At 53.7% G+C, this 12,077-nt stretch carries 12 protein-coding genes; 6 read left to right on the top strand and 6 right to left on the bottom strand.

Features of this window, described 5'->3' with window-relative positions:
• Positions 1 to 20 precede the first annotated feature (20 nt).
• Positions 21 to 527: a GNAT family N-acetyltransferase gene (locus tag AABA21_RS08455; RefSeq protein ID WP_338248757.1), complete on the top strand. Its 507-nt coding sequence runs from the start codon at positions 21 to 23 to the stop codon at positions 525 to 527.
• A gap of 62 nt (positions 528 to 589) precedes the next feature.
• Here the strand turns inward: AABA21_RS08455 and AABA21_RS08450 are convergent, their stop codons facing one another.
• The 4 genes from AABA21_RS08450 to AABA21_RS08435 form a co-directional block, all read right to left on the bottom strand.
• Positions 590 to 1,861 carry an MFS transporter gene (locus AABA21_RS08450; protein ID WP_338248754.1) on the bottom strand — a complete coding sequence of 424 codons (1,272 nt, stop codon included), beginning with the start codon at positions 1,859 to 1,861 and terminating at the stop codon, positions 590 to 592.
• 295 nt (positions 1,862 to 2,156) lie between these two features.
• The gene (locus AABA21_RS08445) at positions 2,157 to 3,287 is read right to left on the bottom strand and encodes a HEAT repeat domain-containing protein (protein ID WP_338248752.1); all 1,131 of its coding nucleotides are present in this window, start codon (positions 3,285 to 3,287) and stop codon (positions 2,157 to 2,159) included.
• A 174-nt stretch (positions 3,288 to 3,461) separates the two neighbouring features.
• On the bottom strand, positions 3,462 to 4,355 hold the full coding sequence (locus AABA21_RS08440; RefSeq protein ID WP_338248781.1) for an alkaline phosphatase family protein: 894 nt from the start codon (positions 4,353 to 4,355) through the stop codon (positions 3,462 to 3,464).
• 426 nt (positions 4,356 to 4,781) lie between these two features.
• Positions 4,782 to 5,462, bottom strand: a complete 681-nt coding sequence (locus AABA21_RS08435) for a DedA family protein (protein ID WP_338248748.1) — start codon at positions 5,460 to 5,462, stop codon at positions 4,782 to 4,784.
• A gap of 314 nt (positions 5,463 to 5,776) precedes the next feature.
• Here AABA21_RS08435 and murA point away from each other — a divergent pair, with 314 nt between their 5' ends.
• Positions 5,777 to 7,075, top strand: coding sequence for a UDP-N-acetylglucosamine 1-carboxyvinyltransferase (murA, locus tag AABA21_RS08430; protein ID WP_420917139.1), 1,299 nt, complete (start codon positions 5,777 to 5,779; stop codon positions 7,073 to 7,075).
• Between the two features lie 148 nt (positions 7,076 to 7,223).
• Here the strand turns inward: murA and AABA21_RS08425 are convergent, their stop codons facing one another.
• The gene (locus AABA21_RS08425) at positions 7,224 to 7,622 is read right to left on the bottom strand and encodes a hypothetical protein (protein WP_338248743.1); all 399 of its coding nucleotides are present in this window, start codon (positions 7,620 to 7,622) and stop codon (positions 7,224 to 7,226) included.
• Between the two features lie 207 nt (positions 7,623 to 7,829).
• On the bottom strand, positions 7,830 to 8,219 hold the full coding sequence (locus tag AABA21_RS08420) for an SCO5389 family protein (RefSeq protein WP_338248741.1): 390 nt from the start codon (positions 8,217 to 8,219) through the stop codon (positions 7,830 to 7,832).
• A gap of 336 nt (positions 8,220 to 8,555) precedes the next feature.
• Between AABA21_RS08420 and AABA21_RS08415 the strand changes: the two genes are divergently transcribed.
• From AABA21_RS08415 to AABA21_RS08400, 4 genes are read left to right on the top strand one after another with little or no spacing between them, the layout of a single operon-like run.
• Complete coding sequence (locus tag AABA21_RS08415; protein WP_338248739.1) at positions 8,556 to 9,476, top strand: metal ABC transporter solute-binding protein, Zn/Mn family; 921 nt, start codon at positions 8,556 to 8,558, stop codon at positions 9,474 to 9,476.
• Between the two features lie 30 nt (positions 9,477 to 9,506).
• Positions 9,507 to 10,295, top strand: coding sequence for a metal ABC transporter ATP-binding protein (locus tag AABA21_RS08410; RefSeq protein WP_338248737.1), 789 nt, complete (start codon positions 9,507 to 9,509; stop codon positions 10,293 to 10,295).
• Positions 10,296 to 11,189, top strand: a complete 894-nt coding sequence (locus AABA21_RS08405; RefSeq protein WP_338248735.1) for a metal ABC transporter permease — start codon at positions 10,296 to 10,298, stop codon at positions 11,187 to 11,189.
• Positions 11,173 to 12,072, top strand: a complete 900-nt coding sequence (locus tag AABA21_RS08400; RefSeq protein WP_338248733.1) for a metal ABC transporter permease — start codon at positions 11,173 to 11,175, stop codon at positions 12,070 to 12,072. Before AABA21_RS08405 ends, AABA21_RS08400 begins: the two co-directional genes overlap by 17 nt.
• Positions 12,073 to 12,077 lie beyond the last annotated feature (5 nt).

Raw genomic sequence — 12,077 nt, 5'->3', positions numbered from 1 at the left:
TTGTTAGAAAGTAAGTGGAGATGACCTTTAAATTCGTACCCATGACTGAACAGGATGTGCGTCTCATAGCTCAATGGCGTTATGAAGAACCATATGACATCTATAATATGGTGGATGCTGATGTCGATGATGCTCTGGCTGAAATGCTGGACCCGCGCAGCCCACACTACACGGTCAGGGATGAAGAAGAGCAATTGATCGGCTTTGCCAGCTTTGGCACCTCTGCCCTGGTCTGGTCGAGCACTACCCCAGCCATTTACGACGAGGATCAGAAGACGATCGCCATTGGTCTGGGGATGCGACCAGATTTGACCGGTCAGGGATTGGGGACGGCATTCGTGACGGCCATATTGGAATTCGCCAGAGAACGCTTTGCCCCGGAGCAGGTACGCCTCTTTGTACTGCCCTTTAATCAGCGGGCCATTCGCCTATACGAGAAGGTCGGCTTCAAGCGAAGTGGAAGCTATATACAGAAAAGCGAACGTTATGGCGAGCGAGAATTTATAGAGATGAGACGCAGCTTATAAAGCATTGGCGCGAACATAATATCGTGTGTTATGTTCGCGCCAATGCTTTATAAATTGATGAATTATACAGGATCTACAATGAGGTTGGTGGAATCCTCTGTGAGCGTATCACTTGCCAGCATATCTTCGGCGATCACGGTCTGTGTGGTGGACCGATCCACAGTGGCGCGAGCGGCCAGCACCATGAATACACCCATCAGCACAAACAGGCCTAAGATCACGCTATAAGCGCTGCGCAGACCCACCATGTCCCCCAGGCGTCCCAGCACTAGAGGAGCACAGAATATGGCCAATCCGCCACCAAGGGCGGAACGAGCACTGGCCAGGTCCGCGTACTGTGGAATGCGATTGGCCGAGGCGGAGAAGGTAAAAGGGAAGAGATTGCAGATGCCCAGGCCAGCCACGAACAATCCAACCACATGCAATGGAACCGATGGGCCAAGCCAGAACAGGGTAAAGCCCAGTATCGCCACGATCAGCACAGGCAGCAGCAACCTTTCGACGGCGATGCGCCGGGTCAGATGGCTCCCGATAAAGCGACCGATCACGGCGGCCAGGAAGAACAGGCTCATGAGGGTCGCGGCACTGGTACGCTCGATGCCGACCACGTTGGTCAGGTAGCCGGAGCCCCAGAAAGAGACGCTCCACTCGGCGGCCACACCCATCACCATCGCCAGCCAGTAGAGCCAGAAAGCGCCCGGCGCCTTCACACGTCCACCGGCCTCTTGCTTACGCGCGAACGCCCGCGCCTCCGGCACCGAAACCTTGAAAAAGCAGAGAGCCAGCAGCAGTACGATCACCATCGGCACAAAGAGCATACCGCGCCAGCCAGCACCCAGTAGTACCATGCCGCCCAGGCAGATCGGGGCCAGACCCGCCCCCAGGCTGGCGATCATATTGGCCTCGGTAATCGCTGTCGCCCGATGCTCAGCATGGTGATCGGACAAGGAGGCCTGGACCGTCACCATCAAAAAGGTGCCCAGCAGACCAATCACAAACATACCGAAAATACTGATCGCGGGATGGTGACTGAACATGAGCAACAAGGCACCAACCAGTAGGCCAGAGGCACCACCCCAAAGCGTTAATCGACGGCCCCAGCGGCCGGAAACGCGGTCCGCCAGCAGACCGGCCACGATCATGCCAAGCGCGATACCACTCATATGCAGGCTATCAATGGTATAGTTGAGGTGCATCTCCGCATGCAAAAATGGGACCAGCGAGCCAGGCGAGGCCTGTAAATAGCAGAAACTTGCCAGCAAGGCATAAGCCAGCACGGTAAAGCGATCGCGCACAAACGGCTGTCGCCACGTAGATACAGTGGTATTTTTCATATCTCTCTTTTGCTGCTTCAGACAAGTAGGAGATGGAGAGAAGGGATAAGTACGAGCAATTCACTGCAGAAGAAGGGGCATCCATTGCACCTTAATGGTCTATATCCTCAGAGCTATCTTCCAATTCCACTTTTAGGCGATTTAAAGAATGGCGCGACGCCAGGCTTTAACTATGCTCATCGCGCAGACATTTCTATACAAAAAAAATAAAAATTTAGAGAGCTTTTTATATCGCTCACATCCATAGACGGTTTACAGAAAGAGATAGTCACCAGTTCTGGCTCAGTTTTTTGTGTTATGGGTGATCGGGAAGCAATTCGGCGGTTTGAGCCGTTTTCAACTGACGTAAGGCGGAGATGACAGCCATGCGCATAACAGGCTCCGGATCAGTGCGATATCTGCTAAGCCTGTCGATGGCACGGGTATCGCCAAGTTGTCCTAAAGCGACGACGGCGCGCCAGCGGAGCTCATTGGCATCGCCCGCCACAAAATCTGTAACAAAGTTGAGCAGGAAAGGGGTAGCGCTTTTATCACCTAAATGGCCGAGGGTTTCGATAGAGGCCGCGCGCACCTCTTCTTCTTCCAACGAATTCTGCAGCAGAGCGATCAGCGGCCTCACCGCCTGCGTAGCGCCCAGACGATCCAGGGCCCCAATAATAAAGACGCGCCGATAAGGTATGCGGTCCTGTTGCAACAGCGAACATAAGGGCTCAATAGCGCGCCGATCGCCGAGTAGCCCCAGGGATTTGATCGCGCCGCTGCGCGTCTCGAAGTCTGGATCAGTAAGCGCGTCAATCAAGGGGAGGACAGCGCGCTGATCACTCAGGTCGCCCAGGGCACAGGCAGCGGCGCGGCGGATCAAGGGCTCATCATCATACAGAAGGTTGAGCAAGGGTTCAACCGCGCGAATATCACCAAAGCTGCCCAGGGAGAGCGCGATCACGGCACGCGTCTGCTCGTCCTTTCGCTCAAGCGCATCGATCAATGGCTCAACCGCGCGCGCATCGTTCAACTTCCGCAATGCGAACACAATACTCGAGACAACGTTTACATCCATCTTATTACCTTTGTGTTCATTTGGAGCTGAAAGGACAGCAATGAGCGGCTCAACCACCTCCTCCCTACCGTCTAGTTCTCCAAGAGCATTGGCTGCTTCATGACGTACGACAGGGCTTCTGTCGGTCGTTACAGCCAGCAGCAAAGGTTCGATAGCTCGTCTGTCTTTCAGAATTCCCAGGGCTCTCGCCATCGTTGCCCGAATGGTTGCGTTGCCTTCAGCGGCAAAGGCGGCGATGAGCGGCTCTACAATTTGATCGGCATCCAATGCCATGCTGTAATAGACGGCTGTCTCCCGTATAGAGTCAGTCGTATGTTTCAATTCTAAAATGGTTTTTTCCACGCCGGAAAGAAATGCGCTTTTATTCATACACCACCCCTTATTTTTATATATATTGCCTCACCTCCCTCTAGTTTACTTGAAAACCGTGCCTTTTTGTCTCAAAATCTCATAAAGAATTAAGAAAAAAAATTAAATACGGGGAAAGATCGTCCGGCAGCGTCGGACGATCTTTCCCCGTATTTAATTGAATCTAACAAGACACTAGCGCCAGATGTCGGTGATGGAGGGAACGGTGGCGCTCTGGTTGATGGCGGGGAGTTTGTACATATCTTCCAGCGTGCGCAGCAGGTGGTAGTGATTCACATTTTCAGAGTAGCGGCCAGTTTTGACCATTGAGCCACTAACGATGGTCGGGATCTGATTGACATCGGAGCCATCATCTTCATCCCAGGTGACAATCAGCAGGCTATTATGGGTGTTGGCCCAGCGGGCATAGGGATCCAGATTATTTTTGAGCCATATGTCGCCATCCGCAACCGAGGCGGAATGCATATCATGGATCTGGTTGGGAATAACAAAGGAAACGGTAGGAAGCTTGCTGTAGTCGGTGGGAAACCGGGTGTACGGCAGATTGCTGCCGGTGGGGACATTGGTAAAGTTGGTCCAGGGATTGTGCTTGCGCGCGTACAGGGCATTGTTGTAACTGGGGGCGGCGCACCCCGTATAGCCCACCGAGGGCATATCCTCCGAATAGCCCGCAAAACTGAGATGAGCGCTGAGCAGCGCGCGGCCCAGGTTGGGTCCCGAAAATGTATTGGGGCAGGCATCACTGCTCACGTCCTGCGTTGAACCCGAGTACAGCGCCAGGTAATTCGGCTGGCTCGGATGGGTTTCAGCATGGAAGTTGGTAAAGACGGCCCCACTGCGGGCCAGGGAATTAATATAAGGAGCCTCGGAAGAACCAATGATATCCGAATAGCTATGATTTTCTTCAATAACAACCACCACGTGATCTGGATGCGGAAGTCTCGTCTGGGCGATTACGGCCTGCGGCACCGTCTCACCCGGTTTCGAGAGGGCACAACTGGTCCATAGCACACCAGCCACCAGCATAACCGCACATAGCAACACAATAGTGATAATACGCGTTTTCATCCTTAACCTCCTGATCCAACAACCACTAACAATTTTTTTATTCTTTTTTTGCATTATAACAAAAAAACATCTCTACATTCAAAATGAACCTTACTTTCGCCTTATTGGGATACGTGAGCGCCTCCGCACAGGCGTCCGCTACGCGGCCGCACTGGTTTTTTAAGTTGGTGCATGGGGGCGCGATTGCGCCCCCATGCACCAACTTAAGGGGTGCAGGGTTCTCCCGCTTTGAGAGCGCAGAGAGGCTACTCTCTGCTTAAGTTAGTGCGGATGGGGGCGCGATTGCGCCCCCATGCATCACCATAAAACTGACTTCTGAGCATCGCTGGTGTGAAAACTCATGCAGGCCACAGGCGATGATCGTGGGAGTAAGACACTCTCATACAACCGTAGAGCACCGCTGGTACACCACCATAAAAAGTGATTCTAGCGGAGGGAGTGCTCTTTTGACTCATCGGCGACTTCGGAGGAAGCAATGGTGTGCGCGATGCGCTTCTTAACGAAGATAACGGCGGCAACAGTAATGATAATCGCGATAGCAAAGCCCACCCAGCCTACCGTTCTGGCCATCGACTCCACCTGGTCAAAATGTTCGTGAAAATAATGGCCGGCGATGTATCCGAGCAAGCCAACGTAGGTAGCCCAGATCACACCTCCCAGGCCATTATAAACCAGGAATGTACGCCACTCCATCCGATTGACGCCGGCCAGAAAGGCGGAGAAGATACGCAAGATAGAAATAAAGCGCCCAAAGAAAACCGTCTTGGCCCCATGACGCTGAAAGAAGCGCTCCGCGTAGTCCAGGTGATTGAGCTTGATAAAAAAGTAGCGACCAAAACGGCTCACAAAGGTACGGCCACCAGTGCGGCCAACATAGTAGCCGATATTGTCGCCCATAATCGCGCCGAAGGCCGCGCAGGCAATAACGATTGGAATCTGCAATCGACTATCGGTAGCGGCATAAAAAGAGGCCAGCAGCAGCATAGTTTCGCCCGGTATCGGGATGCCGATGCACTCAATCATAATAAATAAAGCAATGGCAGGATACCCAATCACGTGTAAAGCGTCTTGCAATGCCTGTAGCGAAATCAACGATGCCAGCAACATCCTCATCAACTCCTTATAAATAGCGCCAATAACCCGTGCTTTTGACACAGCCTCCAGGCATCAGCAGGTAAAGTCACAGTACTTTGTACCTATTTAATCACAAAAGCGACCATATTTTTGCGCATATATCTTTAAAACGCAGAGAAAATTCTCTTTTTCTATTCATTTACGACTTGTTCACCCATAAGGTTGTCGCCAGATGGGACCCCTACTAGTCCTTTATACTGGCATTCCTATCGAACCCCTAACGATATGATATGCTAATTACGCATAGATTATGCACATACATTAAAGGGGAATCTAATTCTATGTCGATACGCCAACCAGTTCGCTATCACGTGCGTGGCGGCCAACGCCTTGAAGGAACGGTTATTATACAGGGGGCTAAAAATGCCGCATTACCAATTATTGCCGCCTCTCTGCTCGCGAAAAGAGGGCAGACCATCTTACATAACGTGCCGTTGATCAACGATGTATATGTAGCCATCGAGATTGCTCGCGCGCTAGGCGCGAAAATAAAATTGCATGAAGAAGAGCAGGTGATGGTCATTGATGCGTCAAACATCACCACCAGTAACCTTTCACCCGAGCTTACCAACCTGATCCGGGGCTCGGTCCTGTTCCTGCCACCTGTCATGATGCGCACGGGCCAGGTAAGCATCGAGAAGGTGGGAGGCTGTAACCTGGGCAAGCGCAGCCTGGATTTCCATTATCGTGGTTTTGTACGCCTGGGAGCTGAAGTGGTCGAGGATGAGCGCGCCATTTCTGTACGCATGGAGAAACCAAAGGGCGCCTACCTTTACCTGGACACGCCCAGCCACACAGGTACAGAGAACTTGATGACGGCTGCATGTCTGGCAGAGGGAACGACCATTATCGAAAACGCCGCTCTGGAGCCAGAGATCGCCAACGTGGCCAATTTCCTGAATCTGATGGGAGCAAAAATCTCGGGAGTTGGCACGGGCGTCATCCAGATTGAAGGGGTCAAAGAGCTTTCAGCTGTCGAATATACCATCATGCCCGATCGCATCGATGCCGGAACCATGGCCATCCTGGCGGCCGCCACGCAGGGTGATGTAGCTCTGATCGGAGCCAACCTGCGCCACTTTGCGGTCGTACGCGCCAAGCTGGAGCAGATGGGGGTAGAGTTGCAGGAAGATGGTCCGGTCATTCGGGTGCAGCGCCGTGGCGCCCTGCGTCCCGTCAACGTGATTACCTGGCCGTTCCCGGGCTACCCGACCGATCTGCAATCGCCGCTTATGGCCCTGGCCTGTATGGCCTCAGGAACCTCCTACATTCGTGAGACGCTGTTTGACCAGCGCTTCGGCGTGGCCAATGACCTCAACAACATGGGTGCGAATATCAAGCTCGAAGATGGCTCGGCCGTCATCGCGGGTCCCACGCCATTAACCGGTACCACCGTATGGGCACATGACCTGCGCGCCGGTAGCGCACTGATCATCGCTGGCTCGGTGGCGGAAGGAGAAACCATCATCGATAACGCCCAGATGATCGAGCGCGGCTACAGCTCAATTATTCGCCGCCTGACACGACTGGGTCTGCACATTGAAGAAGAGCGTCTGGAAGCGCCTGCCCTCCAGGAATCCCTTTAATACCGCGATCAAAAAGCGACCTCTGCGATATTTTACCATGTTTTGCTATGTATAATGCAGAGGTCGCTTTTTGATCACATGGCCGTCTCTCAATCCATGCATACATAGTGGCTGCGCGATGCCAGGCAACTCATTTAAAGATGCATCACTACTTTGAGCGCACCTTCATCCCAACGCATAGGCCACAGATACTACCATCCTCGTCGGACACAAAAAAGAGGCCATTTAAAGCTTTAACCGCGTCTTGAGCATGCAACGAACTATCCCGCATGCCCGCCCAGGCCGGTGCATCGCTGGCGGGAAACGATTCTTCGGAAGCCTCGGTCACCGTATCCTCATCCCCGGCAACCGTATTGTATGTACCCGCGTGCTGGGTACCCAGGTCCGGAACGTCTACAGGCTTGCGGCTATGTCGCACGCGACCGACGACCCAGTGTCCACCCAGGAATATCTCCAGCGCCTGCCCATTCACAATATCGGGGCCCGCAGCCGAACCAAGCGCATAACAGCCCGGATTAGTGCTCGCAAACAAGATTCCCTCAGCCATACAGGTTGTCCTTTCCCCCTCGCTAGTGCTGCCTGCCCACCAGCGGATGCCGACTATTCTGGTCCTACGACAGGCGCAACCATATTTAACAAAACATCAATTCTCCTTCTTACACGAATTCCTAGCAAAACAAGGGGACAAGCCACCAACCCGGTGGATCAGGAACCAGACAACCATCGCCTGGCTCCTGATCTAAATTACTGGAGACTAACAATCGCGCAATTCAGGACTTTGATTGAGAATCTGGCTGCGCGGCGTGATGAACTCTGTGTATTCCTCTCCCAGGGCTTCTCGGGGGAAGAGCGCCACGCGATGGCAGTTTTGAAACGCGAGCTTCACCCCGTAGTGCTGCTCTATAGCGTTGCGCATAGAGTCGCTGGCGAGCAGGCGCAAAAGTTGCCCCCGCGCCTGCTCGCTGGGTGGTGGCACCTGGTTATCGACGAAAGCGGCTCCTCCCTGCTGCAGACGCATGGCCAGCTGTGCCACCAGTTCCCAGGCATAGGGGAGCGACTCTTTGATGCACTGAAGGAAATCGCTGGCCCGTATCTCGCCGGCCTCAGCCTGCTCAAGCAGTGTGGATGGTACATTGAGCGACATATCTAAATCCTTTCTTTTAAGCCGGGGCAAGCCCGGCACCTACGCAAATGGCTCGTTACGATCATGACAAGCATCATGTCATTTAACGATGCTAATGATACTATGTCTTAATTATAATTATGATGCCAAAACAGAAATAAAGCGTGTGGCGACGCTGTTTTGAAGAGATGGACAGAGGATGATATGAGATTACGCAACGTTAATGAGAATATATCTCATTGACAAAAAATCCCCGCTTATGGTATCCTCTCAGCATATAGAGATTGTGTATCATTAATAATGATACCTGGTACTGGTAAATAGTATTGATAGTGCCCACGATGGAGCATTTATTTTATGATTATCAAACGTAGCAAGGCTGCGGGTTTGATTGTGGCGCTGGTGGGGTTATTTTTGCTGAGCGCCTGCAGCAATCCAGCTACTGGCAATACAGGGGGACAGACGAGCAACGGGACGATTCCTGTGGTGGCGGCCGAAAATTTTTATGGGGATATCGTCAGCCAGATTGGCGGCAAGCATGTCAGTGTAACAAGTATATTATCAGATCCCAATGTAGATCCGCATACGTATGAGAGCAATGTCAATCAGGTAAAAGCTGTTGCTAAAGCCAGGTTGATCGTGGCCAATGGCGGTGGGTATGACGATTGGATGGACAAGCTCATATCCAGCACACCAGATGAGAGTCGCCGGGTACTCAAAGGCTTTGACCTGGCCACGGTAAAGCTGCCCGACAACGAGCACATCTGGTATAGTTCAGCCAACGCCAGAACCATTGCCACCGCCATCGCCGATAATCTAAAGGCGATCGACGCCCACCACGCGGCCGAGTACGAGGCCAATCTTCAACGCTTCAAAAGTGAGAGCATGAAGATCGATCAGAAGCTAGCGACCATTAAAGCGAAATACGCTGGGACGCCAATTGGTTTAACCGAGACCATCTTTCTCTATCAAACCGGCCCGATGGGTCTCAACGTGCTGACACCCACCGAGTTCCAAAAAGCGATGGCCGAGAACAATGATCCCCCGGCTAATACGGTGATTACCGCTGAAAATCAGATCACCAGGCGTCAGATCAAAGTGCTTATCTATAACCAACAGGCCCAATCGACTATCACCAGCAGGCTACAGAGTGAGGCGCAGGCACAGCACATCCCTACGATGGCCGTAACCGAAACAATGCCGGGCAATCAAACGTATCAGAGCTGGATGATAGGACAGCTAAATACACTGGAACAAAGTCTGGGCCAGCGCCAATAATGGATGATGAAAAAATGGGTAGAAATGAATGTGAATAATACTATTGTGGAACGGGGAACCCCGATAATTTCACTGGAGAACGTGCGCATCCAATTGGGGAAGCGTACGATCCAGGAAAATATCAACCTGTCCATCAATGCGGGCGAGTTTGTCGCCATCCTGGGTCCAAACGGAGCGGGCAAGAGCACCCTGCTCAAGCTGCTACTGGGTTTAATCAAGGCGGAAGCGGGCACGGTTCGGATCATGGGACGGCCGCCGCGCCGGGGAAATACAGATATCGGCTATGCGCCACAGCACCGGGTACTGGAAGCGGACCTGGCGCTGCGCGCCCGCGACGTCGTCGGCTTTGGGCTCGACGGTCATCGTTGGGGTCCCGGCTGGCCCAGCCGCAAGCGCACCGCGACCATCGAAAAGGCGCTGCAAGAGGTTGACGCCCTGCATTTCGCCGACGCCCCGGTGGGACAGCTCTCGGGCGGCGAGCAGCAGCGGCTCCTGATCGCGCAGGCGCTCCTAACCAATCCGCGTCTGTTGCTGCTCGATGAGCCGCTCTCTAACCTGGACATCGCGCGCGGACAGGAGATCGTCACCCTGGTCAATAACCTCTGCCGCGCACGCAACGTGGCGGTCCTGCTAGTCGCGCATGACGTCAATCCATTGCTGCATGTGGTGGACAAGGTTATCTATGTGGCGAACCAGCATTGCACCATCGGAACGCCGGAGGAAGTTATTACCAGTGAAACCCTGACACGCCTCTATGGATCACCGGTAGAAGTAGTCAGAGCGCTCGGGCGAGTGTTTGTAGTTGGAGCGGAGATATAAATGCTGTATTCCATCATGGACTCCCTACAATACGAATTCGTGCGCAACGCTCTGCTTGCCGGCTCATGCATTGCGATCGTAGCAGCCATCACGGGCTACTTCTTGATCGCGCGCGGCCTGACCTTCGCCGGTCACGCGCTACCGAATATTGGCTTCGGGGGCGCCGCCGGAGCGGTTTTACTCGGGCTCAGTCCGGTCTATGGTCTGTTCGCCTTTACCATCGGCGCGGGCATCATCATCGGATTGCTGGGCAAAGAGGTACGCGAGCGGGATATCTCCATTGGCATCATCATGACCAGCGCCCTCGGGCTGGGGCTGATGTTTCTCTCGCTCTACTCGGGCTATGCTGAACGAGTTTACAGCGTGCTATTTGGCACCATCCTCGGCATCAGTGTAAACGACGTGTGGACCATGATGATCACCTGTCTACTGACCATCATCGCCATCATCGCCCTGTATCGCCCGCTCTTATTTAGCTCGTTTGATCCAATGGTGGCGCAGGCCCGTGGCGTTCCCATTCGCGGCATCGCCGTCCTCTTCCTGGTCCTGGTCGCCATGGCGGTCTCGATCGCCATCCAGATCGTCGGCGCGCTCCTGATATTTACCATGCTGGTTGGACCTGCCGCGACCGCCATCCGCATCGCCCAGCGTCCGATCACAGCCATCATGATCGCGATTGGACTCGGGCTGCTCTATATGTGGGCGGGTATCTTCCTGTCGGTCGCCAACGGGCTCTGGCCGGCCAGTTTCTTTATCGCCACCATCTCATTTGCTGTCTATCTGCCCGTGCGCGTTTTATCGCCACGCTGGCTGGGGAAGCGCGGTCGTCGCGAACGACCGCCAGTTGATCAATCAATCAAGGCACCGGAAACAGAATATGCTAGAACTTTTTAATTACGAAATCGTCCAGAACGCATTTGGCGCTGGAACCATTGTAGCGATCATCGCTGCCTGCATCGGCTATTTTGTTGTGCTGCGCTCACAGACGTTTGCCAGTGAAGCGCTCTCTGATATCGGGTTTGCCGGGGCCACCGGAGCCATCATCTTCGGCTTCAGCTCGCTGATCGGCATGCTCGTCTTCTCCATGCTATCCGCACTCGGCATGGGTGCGCTGGGAGAACGTATCCGAGGACGCGATGTTGAGATCGGGATGGTGCTCTCGTTCGCCCTGGGCCTGGGCGTGCTCTTCCTGAGCATCTACACCCAGACCGGCAGCGCGGGCGTCAACTCGGGTGTGGGCATCCTCTTCGGCTCGATTCTGAGCGTCAGACGCTCGGATGTCTTGATAGCGCTGGGCTGTGGGATCTGCTTATTAATTTTGTTGATGGTCCTGTATCGTCCACTCCTCTTCGCATCCATCGATCCAGAGGTAGCACAGACGCGAGGCGTGCCGGTACGCACCCTCTCGATCATCTTCCTGCTCATGCTCTCGGTCACGGTCTCCATCTCCATCCTGGTTGTGGGGGTCCTGCTGATCATCGCGCTGCTGATCGCGCCCGCCGCCACCGCGCTCCGCCTGACCCATCAGCCGCGTCACTCGCTGATCCTATCCATCATCCTCAGCCTGGCCTGTACCTGGAGTGGGCTCATACTGGCCTTCACGGGTAGCTTCGGCAAGCAGTTGCCGGTAGGCTTCTATATCTCAGCCATAGCCGCGGCATTCTACTTTATCTCGATCATCATCAGTCGCCTGGGGATTGTTCATACACCTCAACGCGTGGAAAAATTTGTTCGCTGTACCGATTGTAAAGAGCGAATGCAGCCAGATTATCAATAAGTATC

It is taken from the genome of Dictyobacter halimunensis (assembly GCF_036245075.1).
This window is presented reverse-complemented; position numbering and strand designations above follow the sequence as displayed.